This is a genomic window from Bacillus sp. FSL K6-2944 (assembly GCF_038005385.1).
GTDB lineage: Bacteria > Bacillota > Bacilli > Bacillales > Bacillaceae_G > Bacillus_A > Bacillus_A cereus.
The window spans coordinates 2052425-2070136 of record NZ_JBBOTE010000001.1; the positions used below are offsets into that span (position 1 = coordinate 2052425).

Sequence of the window (17712 nt, forward strand, 5' to 3'; positions counted from 1 at the left end):
TATAATACAGTAGTTCTACAAGTCTTATTTATTTTTATGAACTTCTTGTAATTGACTAAGAACCTCATTGGCAGTCCTCTCAAATCTTTTAGGGTTATCAGCAATAATTTCATTAAGTAAATTAATTATCATTAGTTGTATATCATGATTCATTCCTACAAGTACTTTAGCATACTCACTTCTATATAAATCATTATTTAAAATTCTTATGTTTAGTAGCATTGCCCACTCTTTTGCACTCTCAACCATTTTTGGTAAAGCTTTAGGCATCTCCGTTAAATATTTTTCCATTTCAAAACTTTCAATAAAATGAACTAGACCAAACATAACCTCTTCCGCTTGTGTTTCATCCTCAAATACTATACACAACTCTTGAATAAGTTCCTTATCAGTACAATCTGCTAAGTTTTCTAATACACTGTCAAACTCTTCACATTCCGATTGATTTTTTAAAAATCTACAACTATATAATCTCTTAACCTCAGATTGATAGTCCATATAAATTTCTCCTTTTAAATGAATTGGATAATTAAATTAATATGATCCTAAGTTTTCAACCTTTATAATCCGCTTAACCCAAGAAAAGGAACAAACCTGAAACATTCATTATATGTAGGGGTTCCACGCTTTTCTATTACCTCAATATATGACCTCAAGTGTACATTTTTAAATATTCAGCAATTTTCCGTCCTCTTTCAGTAGCAAATTCATAAGCTCCCATATCTTTTATAATCTTTCATAGTATCCCCTGTATACTTTACAGTAATATCAATACCATTCTTTACAATATTAAAATGCCTATCATAAATTGCTGAGAATAGTGAATTTCTATTTGGATCACTAACATCTAATATTGCACCATTATCAAATAAGTACTCAACAATAGCCATCTCACCAAAAACTGCATCATTTATAATCATTTTTAACTCTCTCCATTTAATCTCTTGAATCAATATCGATTTCTCTATTCGTATGAAAGCTACCCTCTAACATTAACTGTTTTTTCCAGTCACTTCTATACTCAGTATAGTACTATCAATTGCTAATTTTTCAATGAGTTTTTTCGCCTTCCCGTATGGAAATCTCTCTACTAATATATAAGGAAAATTTTTTGAACCCTTTAACAAATCAATTGCGGAAATCTCAAGCCCTAATACGTTCTTTATTCTTATTAAATCTTTCAAACCTTCATTAGGAGTTTTCACTAAAACTATATTACAAATATCAGATGACTTATGTATTGTTTTCTGTTCTATTTCACTTACACAACCACTATTCACCCATTTTTTAAAATCAGCGGTAATTACAGTAGCATGGCTTGGATTCATGTCCCCAGAATCAATTACTACCACCTCTTTTTCCTCTGCATGTTGAGCCATTAAAAATACATTACCACCACCGTCATCACCAATTGAGACATACCCCCTCGCATACTCATCTACCTCCCAAACCTCGTTCCTCTCTGCAATATGCTCCGTACCATAAATAAGTAACCCACCACCGATTGAAAAGCCATTTGTACATCTCAATAATCCCTTATATACATTAAGTAATGTAACATTCATACGATTTTCTACTGCTTGAATTTCAATATCATTCGCTGCTGACTTTTCTATTAAATCTGGAATATTAAATAGATTAATCATTTAATAATTCCTCCTAAACGATCAAGATATTTAAACGTATCGCCTGTCATCTCTCTATAATCGTTTCACAATAGAGTTTATGAAATCCATAAAGTATGTCGGTATGTAAGCCTTCATTTTTCATTTGGTAAGTAGACAATCATTTTCCCTTTCATGTACTCACCTTTCCATCCACAAGGCCATCCTCCCATTTTATATACCTTAAATACCTTTTCATAAAAATTATCCACTTTTCCATTTACTAAACGATTTAGTGCACACATCTCAAGGTCTCTTTCTACTTCTTCAAGAATATTTATATGGTCAATAGAAATAAATTCCTGATAATAATTATAGTTATCAGAAAAAACTTCATATAACATCTCTTTTTTTGATTCCATAGTAGGATTATAAGTTCCTTCTAATAATTTTGCACTTTCATCCGATTTCATATCATCCCAAATGATTTGGGTAACATCCAAATCTTGAGACCAAGCCAATTCCTGTGCTTTATCAAAATCATGAGTCATTTCAATGTCATGTAATAATTCATGTAACTTTATATCATTCCTATCAAATAAGCTTCTCTTTTGTATATACTCGATAACTTCCTCAACTAACTTAGTATTTTCACCATACTTCATCCCTGTAGCCACCTTTCGCGTCCGTCGTCCTTCATTCCCCTTCTCCATACCGTATTCACTTATGGATATTCTTTTGGATTTCATTGATTTTTTGTAAGTATCTTTACTCATGCAGAGCTACCTCGAAACCCCAATGCCCTCGCTTTGAAATAAAGTCTAATCAAAAACAACTCTTAATCCTAAGTTTTACGATAAATAAAAAGAATCCATTTTGAAAAAAGATTGATCAAAATGGATTCTTCTTCAGCAGATTTTTGTTTGGGCTTTATAAAAAATCCAAGCATTTTCTGCCTGTATCGCTCCATTATCGTGCCTGGTTATTCTCTCTAAAGTGAAGAGGCACTATTAAACTTTCTTAATATACTCATACACTTCTTTAGGTTTTATATTAAGCATGTGGGCAATTTCCGTTATTTTCTTTCCTTCTTCCTTCATCTTTTTTACTTTTTTCTCCATTGTTTGCTCGTATTCTTCTGCAATATCAAATAACGGACTTAATAAAGAGTGCCATATTTCAAAATCAGTAAATTTATTTCTTTTCAAAAACTCATTTAACAATATATCCAATTCTTTAGTTAGTATCATTCTTTTACCTTCTAACACTTGTTTCTCAGTTAGAAAATCACCTATATCTTTCATAAAATTAATAAATGATTCCATGGAATCTGCAAGAAAATCGCCACCACTCCAACTATCCATTCCGTGCATGAGTGAAGATATAGGGTATCCTTCCTCACTTAAGTCAATAATAATTGGATCTCCACACATAGTTTCATATGCAATAACAATCCAATTTGCATCCCAAGTATCTTCCTCATCGGTTACAAGGGAGTTTCCATCGGTGTCAATGCTGTATCCTACTTGAAATTCATCTAATTGCTCAAAAGAACATACATCAAAATTTACATACTCTCTAATTTTTTTATATTCTAAGTTAATAAGTTCTAAACTTTTCTTTATCTCTACTTTTTGATGATAAGAATTAAATTGTATCATTGTCATTTTTACTACATCCCTATTCATACTTTATATGTATTCTTTTGTATCTGGTTGTTTACTAACAAACTAAGCCAAGAATATTAATAATAGATATTGTTATTTTTTCTTTGCTGTATTCCCTATAGTTATTAGAAAACAAATTACAATGAAACTATAACACCAAATTCTCTACATGTTCTCAAATGTCTAATAAGATATTCACACCAACATTATTTACTAATAACTCGGTTAAAGATGGTGCAATTTTAACTGCATCCTCCATGTCCAAATTTCCAAAACTGTTATAGTATATACCAAAACCATCTTTACCTTGTAGATAAATTAATGCACCCCCACCTTCATCATCACCAATTGCGAGTGAATGAAGAAGGTAATTCTGCACTTTATAAGCTTCATTCATTTCTATGCAGTCCGAAGCTCCCCATATCCTAATATACATTTGGTCATTAACATTAATTTCAACATTTGAAGCTAGCTGAAGCATTTCTATATATTCTGTAGGTACATCTATTACTGAGAAATACTGAAGCGCTTTAATTTCTTTTTCTTTCGAAGGAGGTTCTTTTGTATCAACAGTATACATAGCACTGATATTATGTAGTATGTTCATTTTAATTTTGACTTTCTATTAATCATGTAACTTACTTAAGAACTCTGTAAACGTATTAGCAACAAAAAATACATTTTCTCTTGCCAGTTCTTCTACTTGTGCTTCTGTTAAACCTTCTTGATGCATTAACATTTCTTTCTCGCCAGCATTCTCATGTTCCCAAAAAACTACAATTGGGTTTTCTGTATTATTTTTATAATCTAAACAAATTAAATTTCCAGCTGGATCAATTGCAATAGGGAATACTTTTTGCGGAAGCGTAGGTTTGTATATTTCATACTTTTTAACAATGTACTCACTACTTTCCTCATCAAAACTAAATAAACTACCAAAGCAACGCTCTACATTGCCTACATTAAATTCTTCTGGTAATACACTCGCACCTCCATTTATTTTTACACAATCAATATAATCTTGAGGTAACTGGAAGCCTAATTGTAATCCAATTTCTTTAATCTTAGTTTCTGATACTTCTGCATCAGCATATTCCCACTCTAAATCTTTTCTCATCTAATACCCTCTCCCCATAATTTATTTCCACCAAGATGGTTAACCCCATGAATATCTGTTAATACTAATTGCATCTTTCCAGGAACCTGATGATGGTGCCAAGTAAGCCCCTTTATTCTTGCTCTCCCCTTTTCAATCTGATTAAGCTGTTGTGGAGTAAAAAGTTCCCTTGATACTTTACCTTCTTCAATTGCCTTTTTTAATATCCTTGTACACTCTTTAAACTGATCTGTATCTTTCATAACATAATATTCTTCCTTTAATTTTAACGCAAATTTTAAGTTATCTCCTTTAAAAATAGGAAAACCTAACACATCATAGCCTACACCCTGCACATGTGTTCCTCCTGCCAATCCTTTATTAATTATATTATTTTTAGGTGAAGCGTTTAAAAAGTCATCAACATATCCTACTACTGATTTAAACTCTTCAACACTATCATACCCAAATTCTTTGATAGTAGTATCATCTACTTGTTTTAAGAAATCTTCAACACTATCATATCCCTTAGGCACAATTGATCTATTAATCAAATTTCCGTCTTTATCGTAATTATTTTTAATTACTTCGTCAATTTCAGATCTATGAACAGCGTTACCCGTACCCTTAACCCCTCCACTCTCCAAATTCGAGATCCTACTCTGAATACTCGCCTTTGAGGCGTCATGGGCTTCTTGGAATTTCCCGCTATAGTTTTGTTCCAGTTCTAGCGACACTTCCATCTAGCAGTATTTCTACACCTTTAGCGAATGGGGTTACGGAGTCCGCACCTTTTGCTAGTTTAATTTCAATTATATAATACTAGGAATTTATGTTAGCCTTAATTCATAAAAAATTACTTTTTATAAATTTAACCCAAGTTTCTCGTTACCACATTTCTATATTATAACATTAACTCAATCGTATCTTTTAAAGCTTCATTTACATTAATAGCCTTTTAAATAAAAAAACTGAAAGAGGATTAATCCACCTTCCAGTTTCTTCTTTCATTATTCTATCAGCCCCATAAATTGAGTAATTAAATAAACATGCTCGATAAGTTTGACTTTTTGTAAGTTTTCTACTTTTTCTGGTCCACCTAGTGCAAGTAAAGGTGTGTAACCAAAACATTCATCTATTTCAAGCTTTCCGTATTTATTTAATGCCTGCTGATAATGCTTCCAATCCAATACTTTCTCTAAAAAATAATCATCTTTCGTATTTTTAAAGAAAAACTTGAATTTTCCAGCTACTACATCTACCGTACCTTTTCGATACTTAAGTAATAATAAATAGTTATTTTCCCACACAAGAATATCTCCCATACCTGTTGTAAAAATTGGGATAGCTTCTTCATAACGGACATAACTTTCCTTTAATATATCTAAATATTTTTCTGGGTTTATTGCTCTTAAGTATCCATTTAACATACTCCCAAACCCATAGCATTTCCATAAATCTATTATTTGATCTGGAACTTTCCCTGTATACTTTTCAATGACCTCTGTTGATGGTTTTTCGAAAGATATAAAATCATTTATATTTTCCATAGTATCCCCCTACTCCGATTTCAATCTAACATTAAGATATGTCAATTTTTTTCTTCCTCTGATAAGGTGTCAGCAACTCGTCTAATTTCCTTATCCACATTACCAATCCTGCTTTTCCACTGCGAACCTATTGATGAATTAATTCTAGAATCACCCATGCCAGTTATTTTTAATGGATTTCCACCCGCAATTTGATCTGGGTCATGTAATGCAGCTTTATCCTTTATCCACTTTAAAGCTTGCTCTTCTGCTTCCCTAAATGAAAAACCTTCTTCCATAAATTCATCAATCTTATCTTGCACAGCTTGTTTTCGTGTTAATCTTTGAGCTGAATTTGCTTGTTTTGATCTCCCATATTTAAAAAATTGGTTCCGATTCTAAATAAACTCATAAACTGTCAATTTTCCCAGTCCATCTTCTTGGTTTTTTAATTGTCGTATAATCTCATCTTCATTATGTTTCCGATTATGTTTAAATTCGATTCCAATTTCGTCAGTACGCGAGCTATTATTACCCACTCCGCTAGTTTTATTACTTCCTTCTAATTTACTATGCCCATGAGCAAGTTGATAAGCGTCATCCTTAGTTACCGTACTTGCCTTTGAAAACTTTCCAGTTACTTCTCCAACAGTTGAAGGAAGCTTCACTCCTATTCCAGTATCCACCATCCTAACCGTTACTGGAATAGGAGTATTTTTCATAGCATCTAGTGCATTCTTTAAAGTCTTATTTTCCCTAGGCGATTGTACCACATTATTTCTACGCTAAAACACAAAAAAGCACTTGTTGCCTCAAATAGACAATCAAGTGCTTTAAGTTTCATCTGTTTTTAAGCAGCATAAATTTGTAAGTTTTGTAGTAACAGTATGACACCTTTTATATGTGGTAACAACTACTACGTTAAAACTTACGAGTTTGTACGAGTTCGTTAGTTTAATATATATTCCATGTGTTTATATTCAGCACCCAGTAAAATGTCATCTCGCCAAAGCTCGTACTTCTTTTTCTTTTCTATCATTGTACATAGTACTCCATGATGGTACAACCATCATGGAGTTTACTCTTCAAAATAGCCATTTCTTTTTCTACCCACTTCTCATATATGCTTATGCATGTTTACGTTAAACCACTATAAACTTTTATCATATATGGTATTGCACTCAATTTTTTGTATCTTCAAGATTTTTAAGATGCTTTTCTAAGTATTTTTTCCCTGAATTACTTTTAGGCATAAGACCAAGATGTTCATATTCCCAAATAATCATTCTCTCGTGGGAATTTTCATCTGAAAGGTCATCATAATTAAAGTCAATATTAAACTTTCCTGTATTATCAAAAATCATAGTGAAATTTGTCCAAGCTTCTTGATCATTATCAATAAACTCTTTCTTCATTCTCTTAATACAATCTAACAAACGATGCCACTTCTTAAAATATTCTTCTTCTGGGACATTAAAGAGTTCAAAAATACTATGACTGTAAATAGGAGTACTATTCTCTTCAGGGTAGTAATAAAAATATGATTCTTGAGCACCTTCCCCAACCTCACCATACAGGTAAACCTTAAACCACTTCTCTGGAATTGTATCAATTACAACCTCTGCTATTTCATTGTATAACTTGCTTAATTTTTCATCATTCATCTAATTTTCCTCCTGGTACATTATCAAAATTCTTTAATCTCCATCTATCTTCATCACCAATTTTATATCTAATAACAAAACTGTCTGGACGTTTTGAATTCCCGCTATAATTCGGCGTTATTTTCACCCTAACTTTATCACCATCATTAAGAGCATTAGCCCATTCATTCTCTAGTTTTTTCCATTCTCCTCTGTTTAAGTTACTATTCATTGGAACTAAATTATCCATATTACCAGAGCCTTTAAATATAGTTGCAATTAAATGTCCGCCGTCATCATCATCCAAACGGTCATTCCCACCTACCACTCTCTGAGCGTAGTTATTCCGCTTACCATCACCTAATTGAAGGCTACCCTCGCAACTTGCAACACGCCCTTGACTATCTGTTGTATATGTATATCCTTCTTTACTTGTATACTCAACATTTGGCTTTAATATCTTTTTACGTTTTTCCCTAGCATATTGTTCTCCATAGTTTACTTTTACAGGTCCTTCACCCGTACCCTTACTAGCAAGAGAAGCCTCTACACCCTTAATCTTATCATCTATAATCTTATTACTTTCTGCACTATGCTTATTCACCCATCTTTGGAAATCTGTACCACCTTGTTTAGATATTAGTAAGCCATTTCCGTCAACTTCAAAACTTGCTGATTTGGCTGTCCTATCATCTATGCTTTTGGCTATTTTTTCGCCAAGTTGATACATCTTTTCATTTCCGGATTTCTCCATTTTAAGGCTTGCTAGTTTCAAACGGTCAAGCATAATAGCTTTATTATCACGCAATGATTGTACCACATTTTTACTCAAATTTGGATTAAAACCAGGCATTCCTTCTTTGAATTTTAATAATTTTGCTAAATCAGCTAATTCACTCGTGCCTTTGAATGCTTTTACTCCTTTTCCTACCGCTCCCACAACTGGGATTGCATCTAATCCGCCAAAAATGATGTTTCCTACACGCTCTTCTTGGCTCAATTTCCGGTGTGTTCCCCAGTCTTCTCCGTCGATACCACTTTTTATTTGTACAGCGCCGTATACTACTGCGGCAGCGGCCCCGAGTGGTGGACAAAGGATTGTTGTGATGATGATTCCTACGCCTATTCCTATGTCTCGCACCATTTCTAGTTTTTTCTGTTCATCTTCTATCGATTTGTATTCAAATCCTCGTGTGGATGGGACTACTTTCTTGTATTCTTCATAATTTAATTTTGCATCTGGATTTTGTTTTTTTAGTTCTTCGTACTCCGCTCTCAGTACGTTATCAAATGCAGGTGAATCTTTAAAAATATCTTCTACTGTTATTTTATCTTTCTTCTTCTGTATTGTTTGTGGTACACTTCCGTAGCCCGCATGCGCACCTGGTAATACTGTCGTTGTTGTAGAGCCAATTCGGTTATTTGTTTCAAAACTGAGAATAGATGTATCTCTCATTTTTTGAGCGAATTTATCCATTTCTACTAAAAAAGGTTTATCTATATGTTCAGAGACTAATCGCCCTGCTTCTCCGCAATATTTTTGTAATGTCGTATAACTATCAAGTAATTCCCCGATTTTTTGCGATTGATCTTTAGGATTAAAATGTATACTACCATCCGAGTCTAAATCTCGTATTCTTCCATCAATTCTTTTTAATGATTCATTTGCTTCCCGTAATTTCATGAGTGCATCTTTTGTAATTCGATTCATACCATCCCCCATGTTTTGCCATGGTTCAGGTCTATATTTCACATCCATCTCGTTTTCATCCCCCCAGCCGTATGGTGATTTCTACAACTTACTTAATATTTCACGTAATTGTTCGTCCTTTTCAAGCATTTCTACACATACATTTCCTACAACTGTCGCTGACCTAGAATAGTGTTCAGCCAATTCTAGTGTTTTGTGTAATATATCAGGATATTTTTCAATTACTCTCATCGCTTCACCTTTTTGATAAAAATCACAGCTTAATAAACTCTCAATATTCGTTCCAATGACGTCTACATGGATTTTATATATATTTTCTAACTTCATTACTATATCAAGTAGTTCTTGAAAATTAACTAATACTTCTTCTCCACCACCAGAACCACTATCTCCCATTGATACTTGCATTATTGAATACCTCCTAACGAGAATTGTCTCGGGTCAATTAACTTTTTATATGGCATTTTTAACACGTCATACAATTTCTTATTAACCGCATAGAGGCTCACCCAGTCATATCGATTACGATCTACATCTATTTGAACGAAATCTTCTCCTTCAGTAAAATATAAGAAACATTCCCATTTTCCTCCTCTATTACTTCGAGGCCTCGTATACGTTTCTATCGCTATAACGTCTTTATTTGATAAATCTTTTTCCTCAAATGTTTGTTGTTCTGCCTCTGTCATTCTCTTTGAGAAAAATGTATCTTCTATTTCCCTCGGTTCTCTCAATAAGAAAGGAATGCGTGTTAATAATGAAAAATATACGTCTGGCTTTGGTATGTAGTCGATCTCGTATTTTTTATTTGGTTCTATTTCCGTTAATACAGCCACTCGGTCTTTATCCTCTTTTAAAAAGCCAATTAATACATTATTCATTCTCGTGTATTCATGACAATTTTCATATTCCTTTAATAGTTCAATTATTTGAAAAGCTGCAGGGGTAATTCCATTTTCACTTGTAAGTAGGCCTTTTTCTTTTAAACTCGTAGTTGCTTTCGTGACACATTCTGCATCAAGTAAAATAATTGCGTCACGGTTTGGCAATCCAAATATATCGGTAACCCCAGCTGCACCTGCGAGAACATATAATTCAGCAGGTGCAAAACTCATTTCTTTCCCCATTCTTTTATCCCTCGTTTCTCCATCACAGTTGTTTTATCGCCCTTACTTCCGATTTATCTCCGTACGTTTGAATGCTTTTATCTAACTCTTTCAAAGCTTTCGTATGCCCTTCAAATGCCTCTACCATTTCTGAATTATATTGAATGATCAAATCAAGATAACTTAAAAAAGCATCTCGCGTTTTTCCATTCCATTTCGCACCTGTGACATATGCTTTTAAGTCTTTCGCTTGGTTTAAAGAATCCTTCATACCATTTTCAATGTTTTGTGCGTAAGAAATGGCACTTGCAGTGTTACTTCCTATAATTTCAACCTCTTTACCACTCATGTTGGTTCCCTCCATTCTTTGTATGCTTAATGGATAAAGTTTTCAAATTCCTTTTTCTTTTCTTCAAAAGCCTTGGTCGCTGCAGCGTATGCTGACGCTTTCTCCGATTCTGCTTTCGCTTTATATTCCAAATACTTTGCATAAGCTGTACTTTTTGCAGATCCAATATCGCTTAATGCACTTTTAAAATAGGATAATACTGTATTTAAGTCTTCATCCTTTTCATGACGTTTTTGTTCAAATTCAACTGCTGGAATTTTATTAGCTTCTAAACCATTACTTTTACTCTCATACTCTCTCTTTGCTGATTCAGCCTCTTGAATGAATTGCTTTAACTCTCTTTCTTTATCTTTTAAATAATCATGTAAATCATCATACCGATCTCGTTTCCTCGCACTTTCTGTAAAACCAGACGCATTTAAAAAAGCATTGTACAATTCATCTAACATCTTTCTCCCCCTTTAGCACAATAACTATGTAGTTAAATTCGTATATTTAAACATGAATATTCATTGCATTAAGAATTAACAAATAATTATTTTTACATATTGCTATTTTATCAAAGGGATTTTAACATTTCCATATTTTATGAATGGCTTTCGCATTTTTCTTCAATAAAGTGAAACTTTAATCAATATGACTATGTATTTATGTGCAGAAATAATAAAAAACACTGCCAGGCGCAGTGTTTTTTATTACTACCTTTTATCCAATTCATTCATATTAAATCCTTGCTTGAGAGTAAGACCAGTTCTTTCTTATTTCATCAACAACTATTTCTGGATAATCCCAATGAAGCGTACGAGTAGGCTCCCGGACTCGTTATACTATTCCTTAGGATGTTTTATTTTTATATTCATTCCAATATTTTGGCTCAGTCGCTCTTAAAAGAACGATAGAAAAAGGATCTGATATGAATATCAGATCCTTAACTTTAATTTCTTAATACATACATCTTTTTACACGATAACTGGTTCATACGTGCTCAAATTATCATACTCAGTTTTTACAATACTAGGCGGAAGGTTAACACATCCTCAGATTCACCTTTTCCTGTAGCAGTGCATAATGTTTAATAAAATTACAGCATATTTTTACTTACCAGACTTAATTTTTTCGTTATATTCCTCTAAAGTTAACCCTTTTTCTTTTAGATAAACAGCAACTTCTTTTCCTACATAACGATAGTGCCATGGCTCATACTTAATGCCAGTAATATTCTCTTTATCTTTTGGATAGCGGAGAGTAAACCCATATTCTGCAGCATTCTTATCTAACCATTTGAATGCATCGGTAGTTTCAAATTTTGCATTTAAATCCTCTACAGTATTCTGCCATTCAACTGAAATAATGTCTAACGCTAATCCAGTATGATGTTCACTTGCACCAGGATACTGAAGATATTCCAATGCCTTAGCACTAGCCTCTTTATCCGACAAGCCTTGAGATTTATAGCTTTTAACTGAAGCATCATAATAAGTTTGTTGTAATTTTATAGCTCGATAACCTGATCTTAAATAAAGATTGATTCCCTCTTTTTTTGCAGCTGCTACCATATCCTGATAGGAAGTTGCAATTCTACTATCTATTTTCATATTTGGCTTCGCATTTTGGGTGATACTTGTTAATTCAATTCCTAGTTCCTTTGATAACATATGCTCTCTATTTACAAGGATAATTCTCCAATCATTAACATCAGAGATAGGTAAAACATCTTTTTTCTTCGCATGTATTTCATTTTTATTTTTATCGTTATTATTAGTAGTTGCCTGAGATGTTTGCTTTCCACTACAAGCAGCAAGACTCCATCCCATTGCTAATACCAATGCTAAAATTATAAATTTTTTAATTGTATCTCATTCCCTTTTTGTTTATTAGTCTTTATACCAATTTCCCAACACGTCTCTAGGAATCTCCTTGAAATCCTTCAAAGAAACGGGGCCGACAAATTTTTTAATTCCATGTTTTTTAGAATTTTCATCCGAATAATCTTTTAAAAATTGAATTTTAAATTGTTTCTTACCATCAGCATAGTCGGTTACTGTCGGTACGATTGCCGCTTGTCGTATACCAAAAGTTTTATCTTCATACTTAACAAATTGTACATAAGATAATCCTCCAACCAATGTTTCTAGTTTTTCTTGCGCAGAAATAAGATTTCCAAGAGAATAATAGATTAGCGTTTCATGTCCATCTTTATTTTGTTTCCACTCAATTGGTTGAATTACATGTGGATGATTTCCAATTACTACATCTACACCTAAATCTGTTAAATATTGAGCAACTTCTTTTTGTTGCTTTGAAGGTGTTGAGGTATATTCTACTCCCCAATGCACCATAACAATCACCATATCAGAGCTACTCTTCGCCTTTTCCACATCATTTTGTATCGCTTTTTTATCAATTAAATTTAAAGCCCAAGACTTATCAGCTGGAATTTTAATTCCATTCGTACCATATGTATAATTGAGTAACGCAAAACGAATACCATTTTTTGTAATCGTTTTTATTTCATTACGCTCGTTTTGACTCTCATTAATACCTACCGGGATAACATCCGGATATTTCTTCCAGTATTCTCTTGTATTCGCAACACCTTTAATACCCATATCCATAGCGTGATTTGTCGCTTGCGTCACTATATTGAATCCAGTGTCCACTAAAGATTGGCCTACTTCTTCAGGTGTATTGAAAGTCGGATATCCTTGTACTTTTAAATTATTTCCGGCAATCGGAGTCTCCTGGTTCACTATAGCAAGATCACTTGATTTAACAGCTTTTTTGATATTTTCATAAATATAATTATAATCATATGAACCGTCTTTTTGTTTGCCATCTTTAATTACTGCGTCATGATATAAATTATCACCCGTTGCTATTAAATTCACAACCGATTGTACTTTTTTATCTTCCGTAAAATTAGGAGACTGTTGGATAGGACTTTTCTCTACCCAATTCGGTGCTTTTAATGATGTATCTATATTGGATTCAGCCGGTGGTAATGAAGCTTTAGATGTCTTAACATCTGTATTACCACAAGCGGTTAAAAGCACTAAAAAAATAAGACATACTAAAAAAAACTTTTTACTTTTCTGTAAAGTATCTAACATGTGATCCTCTTTTCTGTTTTATTCCTTATAACCAGTTCTAACAAATCATTCTTTAAAACAACGTATTTTGGTTTTACCCTTAATTATGGAAGGACACTCTGTTACACCTGCTTCGGAATATACTAATAATTGTTTTCCGCTTTCTAGCAATCTATCGATTCCATCAGAAGTGATAGGTTACTAGAAAAAGATGATCCATCAGGATGTCGACTAGTTTGATATACCTATTCCAATTGCAATAACTTGTTTAATATTTAAACAAGATAGGAGAATCGTTCATATAGCCTCTTCTCTCGCTTTATGTTTAAAGTGCCTCCAAAAAAGGGATCGTTGCTGTACCCCTTTGCATAGTGCGAAATTTTTGTAACTAATTTCTTTCATTCAAGCGACAAACATTATACCGATAACAATAAGTAAGACCCAAGAACTTATTTTACCAATATACGAAAAAAGTAGCAATCTTTTGTCCCATATAAAGAAGCCCATTAGGAGAAATGAACGAGAGATTCATTCTATTCAATTCCTTCATTGATTAATAAAAAAACAAGCCACCCAACTATTGGATGGCTCTATACTATAAAGAGAATTTGTTATTGGATTACTTCAATTTCCCTTCAAAAACAATCTTCCTACCGCACGGCTCAACTACTGTTTTGCCGTCTTTCTTTACTTCATGAAAGATTGGCTCTTCCATACGACGAGACGGAGCGTAGCCTTCTTGTTCCATACGTGCTAAGCAGTCTGTAATTGTTTCATTTTCAAGTACTTCAAATTTCTTTTTATTAGGTTGTTTTGTCATGCCCTAACCTACTTTCTATTTTTCTTGATGCAAATTGATTTTTCATGTAGACCATATATAACATTGCGAGAATTCCCATTATAATCATAACCGCAATAAAAAAGCTTGTATACTGTATTTTTTCTATAAATACGCCGCCTAATACAGGTCCCATAATACTTCCTAAACTAAAAGCGATTCCGGATAATATATTACCTGCCGGTAGTAAATGTCTCGGTAATAAATCAGTCATAAATCCAAGCCCTAAAGAGAAGCACGATCCAATAACCATACCCGCTAAAAGCATGCAGGCAAAGACGATCCAGTAATATTGATCAAATACGGCGGCAAGTAGAAAAATGCCCGTACTTATGCTAAACGTCCACGTTAATATACGGTCCCTTCCGTATTTGTCACTTAATATACCGAGCGGAATTTGTGTAATAATACCCCCAACTGCAAATGCTGGTAACAAGAAGGATACATCTGAAACAGACCACCCTTTACGAAGTGCGTATACTGGTAAGTTACTGTTTAACATCGCTTCAAGTACGCCATATGCAAGTGGACCTAGCAATGCAATCCATCCTAATCCAACAACTTGTTTATAACGAGAAAATGATGATTCACTCTTCACTTCTCTTTCATCTTGCGCTGGGAATGCATTTTTTGTTGGAAGTAGTAAAAGCCAACCTATTAGACAAAGTATAGTAGATATAATAAATGGTGTTGCAAGACCGTACTGCACAGTGCTTGCTAAATACGGACCAACGGCAAAACCAATTCCAAAGAATACACCGTATATCGATACTTGTCTCCCTATTTTACTTGGGTCTGATGTTGTCGTGATCCATGTTTGTGTTCCGACATGAAGCATATGATCTCCAACTCCAACTAGAAATCTAAGGATAAACCATACCCAAAATGAAAATGTTTGTGTAAAAAAGAATAATGAAATAATAACGAGAAACCCACCTATAACAATAATCGGCTTCATTCCAAACCTTTGCATCGGTTTTTCAAGAAACGGCGAAATAACTAATATCCCAATGTACAATGCCGTCGCATGAATACCATTAATACTTGAACTAACCCCTTCTTGTTCAAAAATCATTGCAATGGCCGGTAAGAGCATTCCTTGTGACAAACCCGAGATTGCTACAATCCCAACCATAATCCAAAAAGTAAAACGCATTGACATCCTCTGTCCCTCTCCTTCTCACGCTTCCACTTTTCATTATAAACTGTTTCTTCAAATGCGTGTACGAATATTCGCAATAAAAAACAAGCTAAAAGAATGAACCTTTTAGCTTGTTATCTTATCCTTCCCAAACTTGCGCTTTCACATTGTAATGAAAGTGTTTAAAATATGGATTTTCATAAAATGAAGGTCCATATAAGTAATGTTGCATATGAGCTGTTAGTGGCTGCTGCATTTGTAAAGGAACTACAGCTGGTGAAACTTGCATATACATCGGATCTATCATTATTTTTGTATAGATATGATGATTATATGGCGAATAAGCGATTAAGGATGGTTTATGCATTGATAATCTCCCCTTATACATACAAATGTTATAGTATATGCAACACTTCTCATTTCGGGGATTATTTCTGTTCTAACCAATCCTCTACATGTTTTATAAATACATCTAAACAATCAATAAACGGCGAGTGTCCGCAATCTTCTAATACCTTCAACTCTGCATTTGGCAAATGTTTCGCTAATTCCTCACCGACTACTTGCGGTACGACATAATCTCTATCACCTTGTATGACGAGTGTTGGCGCTTTAATACGATGAATTTGTTTACTTCCCTCTACAACCCCATTATGTTCATCTGAAATATTAAATGTAATGAGCGCATAATTCACATCTACGAAATTACGTTGCGTTAACATATCATCTAAATACTTTTCATAACGATCCGGTTCAGGTTGATTATGTGTATATATTAATAGATTCCATACTGTACGGTAATATAGTTTGTTCATATTTTTTATCGCATCTAATACTGGAGCGATTTGTACTGGATCTTGCGCAATTTCTTCTTTCGTCTTTACTAAACTTGATACAATCGGCTGCCCATTCGTATCTTTTTTAAAGATTGGGTATCCTTTCATTCCTACTGATTCTACTAAAATTAACTTTTCTACAAAAGTTGGGTGATTCGCTGTAAATTGCATCGCAACGCCACCACCCATTGACCAGCCCATTAATGAAAATTTCTCTAGCTTTAACTCGTCAATAAATAATTTTACATCGTCTGCAAAGTCTTGTAATGAATCTATCGACTGATTATACGTTGATTGTCCAAACCCTCTTAAATCAAGAGCGTAAATATGGTATTGATCTTGCAACTTTTCAATAACTAAATCCCAATGTTGTGACGATGTCATGTTCCCGTGAATGAGTACAAGAATATCTGTATTTCGCCTTCCAACTTCCTGATATGCAATCGTTTCTCCGTTCGATAGTGAAACAAACTCCATTGTTGCAGGCTTAATCATCACAAGTTCCCCCATTCTATTTAATAGAAAGAAAATTCTTTACTTAATTAAAGAATAGCACGTAGAATATACGTTCGCAACATAAAACCTATAAGAATTTTTTACATAAATCAACATGTCTATTACTAGACAATTATTATAAAAAAGTATATAGTTAGCTAGGTAACTAATTTGAAAGGATCAAAATACATGGACGAAAAACAACATTTTTTTCACATCGTCAGCCAGACTTCTCGAAAGTTTACGAAGAAATTTAATGAACGTGTATCTCCAACAGGGTTATTTAGTGCGCAATGGGCTGTTATTTTCCGCATTAATCAAACTGGTTCTTGTACGCAAACAGAATTGTGCCAGTATTTAAATGTTGAATCACCAACGATGACTCGTACGTTAACACGTATGGAAACGATGGGATGGATTATTCGTACAGAAGGTAAAGATCGCCGCGAGAAGCTCATTTCTTTATCCGAAACAGCGATAAAGATGATTCCAGTATGGCAAGAAGAAGTTGATACTTTCGAAGAAAAAACGCTAGAAGGTATTAATGAAGATGATTTACATCAAGCATTTCAAGTGTTACAACAAATTATTAAAAATTTAGATTAAAT

Annotated in this window: 20 protein-coding genes and 3 pseudogenes; 1 reads left to right on the plus strand and 22 read right to left on the minus strand. The window is 33.6% G+C overall.

From position 1 onward, the window contains the following. Positions 1-24: 24 nt before the first annotated feature. From MHH55_RS10350 to phaZ, 22 genes and pseudogenes are all read right to left on the minus strand, one after another. Positions 25-498, minus strand: a complete 474-nt coding sequence (locus MHH55_RS10350; RefSeq protein WP_078186761.1) for an Imm30 family immunity protein — start codon at positions 496-498, stop codon at positions 25-27. Positions 499-652: 154 nt separating this feature from the next. After that, a pseudogene (locus MHH55_RS10355) lies at positions 653-905 on the minus strand (ankyrin repeat domain-containing protein); the annotation flags it as partial. 87 nt (positions 906-992) lie between these two features. After that, positions 993-1646, minus strand: a complete 654-nt coding sequence (locus MHH55_RS10360) for an SMI1/KNR4 family protein (RefSeq protein ID WP_078186760.1) — start codon at positions 1644-1646, stop codon at positions 993-995. A 113-nt stretch (positions 1647-1759) separates the two neighbouring features. Continuing rightward, positions 1760-2269 (minus strand): cytoplasmic protein, encoded by a 510-nt coding sequence (locus MHH55_RS10365; RefSeq protein WP_098915041.1) that lies wholly within the window; start codon positions 2267-2269, stop codon positions 1760-1762. Positions 2270-2614: 345 nt separating this feature from the next. After that, positions 2615-3271: an SMI1/KNR4 family protein gene (locus MHH55_RS10370; RefSeq protein ID WP_078186759.1), complete on the minus strand. Its 657-nt coding sequence runs from the start codon at positions 3269-3271 to the stop codon at positions 2615-2617. A 175-nt stretch (positions 3272-3446) separates the two neighbouring features. Beyond that, a complete protein-coding gene (locus MHH55_RS10375) occupies positions 3447-3878 on the minus strand; it encodes an SMI1/KNR4 family protein (protein WP_078186758.1) in 432 nt (143 codons plus the stop codon). Positions 3879-3896: 18 nt separating this feature from the next. Beyond that, entirely contained in the window at positions 3897-4388 is a 492-nt protein-coding gene (locus tag MHH55_RS10380) for an SMI1/KNR4 family protein (protein ID WP_078186757.1), read from the minus strand. After that, positions 4385-5174, minus strand: a pseudogene (locus MHH55_RS10385) (HNH endonuclease). The gene MHH55_RS10380 and the pseudogene MHH55_RS10385 overlap by 4 nt, the downstream one beginning before the upstream one ends. Positions 5175-5377: 203 nt before the next feature. Beyond that, positions 5378-5917, minus strand: coding sequence for a T6SS immunity protein Tdi1 domain-containing protein (locus tag MHH55_RS10390; protein WP_000427867.1), 540 nt, complete (start codon positions 5915-5917; stop codon positions 5378-5380). 9 nt (positions 5918-5926) lie between these two features. Next, a pseudogene (locus MHH55_RS10395) lies at positions 5927-6672 on the minus strand (polymorphic toxin type 15 domain-containing protein); the annotation flags it as partial. A 405-nt stretch (positions 6673-7077) separates the two neighbouring features. Continuing rightward, positions 7078-7560 (minus strand): antitoxin YezG family protein, encoded by a 483-nt coding sequence (locus MHH55_RS10400; protein WP_000997350.1) that lies wholly within the window; start codon positions 7558-7560, stop codon positions 7078-7080. Next, complete coding sequence (locus tag MHH55_RS10405) at positions 7553-9298, minus strand: DNA/RNA non-specific endonuclease (RefSeq protein WP_078186756.1); 1746 nt, start codon at positions 9296-9298, stop codon at positions 7553-7555. Before MHH55_RS10405 ends, MHH55_RS10400 begins: the two co-directional genes overlap by 8 nt. 33 nt (positions 9299-9331) lie before the next feature. Further along, positions 9332-9658: a hypothetical protein gene (locus MHH55_RS10410; protein ID WP_001198201.1), complete on the minus strand. Its 327-nt coding sequence runs from the start codon at positions 9656-9658 to the stop codon at positions 9332-9334. Beyond that, a complete protein-coding gene (locus MHH55_RS10415) occupies positions 9658-10377 on the minus strand; it encodes a DUF5081 family protein (RefSeq protein ID WP_000514121.1) in 720 nt (239 codons plus the stop codon). The genes MHH55_RS10410 and MHH55_RS10415 overlap by 1 nt, the downstream gene beginning before the upstream one ends. 22 nt (positions 10378-10399) lie before the next feature. Continuing rightward, entirely contained in the window at positions 10400-10705 is a 306-nt protein-coding gene (locus MHH55_RS10420) for a WXG100 family type VII secretion target (protein ID WP_000014535.1), read from the minus strand. Positions 10706-10731: 26 nt separating this feature from the next. Beyond that, positions 10732-11154, minus strand: a complete 423-nt coding sequence (locus MHH55_RS10425) for a hypothetical protein (RefSeq protein ID WP_000883462.1) — start codon at positions 11152-11154, stop codon at positions 10732-10734. 645 nt (positions 11155-11799) lie between these two features. Next, positions 11800-12531: a M15 family metallopeptidase gene (locus tag MHH55_RS10430; protein ID WP_000241986.1), complete on the minus strand. Its 732-nt coding sequence runs from the start codon at positions 12529-12531 to the stop codon at positions 11800-11802. 48 nt (positions 12532-12579) lie between these two features. After that, entirely contained in the window at positions 12580-13815 is a 1236-nt protein-coding gene (locus tag MHH55_RS10435; protein ID WP_000887591.1) for a CapA family protein, read from the minus strand. 598 nt (positions 13816-14413) lie between these two features. Further along, a complete protein-coding gene (locus MHH55_RS10440; protein ID WP_000166303.1) occupies positions 14414-14614 on the minus strand; it encodes an NETI motif-containing protein in 201 nt (66 codons plus the stop codon). Continuing rightward, positions 14598-15794 (minus strand): MFS transporter, encoded by a 1197-nt coding sequence (locus tag MHH55_RS10445; RefSeq protein WP_000062798.1) that lies wholly within the window; start codon positions 15792-15794, stop codon positions 14598-14600. Before MHH55_RS10445 ends, MHH55_RS10440 begins: the two co-directional genes overlap by 17 nt. Positions 15795-15912: 118 nt before the next feature. Continuing rightward, the gene (locus MHH55_RS10450) at positions 15913-16140 is read right to left on the minus strand and encodes a hypothetical protein (protein ID WP_000549500.1); all 228 of its coding nucleotides are present in this window, start codon (positions 16138-16140) and stop codon (positions 15913-15915) included. A 61-nt stretch (positions 16141-16201) separates the two neighbouring features. Further along, positions 16202-17104, minus strand: coding sequence for an intracellular short-chain-length polyhydroxyalkanoate depolymerase (phaZ, locus tag MHH55_RS10455; RefSeq protein ID WP_000594877.1), 903 nt, complete (start codon positions 17102-17104; stop codon positions 16202-16204). Between the two features lie 189 nt (positions 17105-17293). On the opposite strand from phaZ, the gene MHH55_RS10460 reads away from it, so the two are divergent. Further along, on the plus strand, positions 17294-17710 hold the full coding sequence (locus MHH55_RS10460) for a MarR family winged helix-turn-helix transcriptional regulator (protein ID WP_000343680.1): 417 nt from the start codon (positions 17294-17296) through the stop codon (positions 17708-17710). The last annotated feature ends 2 nt before the right edge of the window (positions 17711-17712 follow it).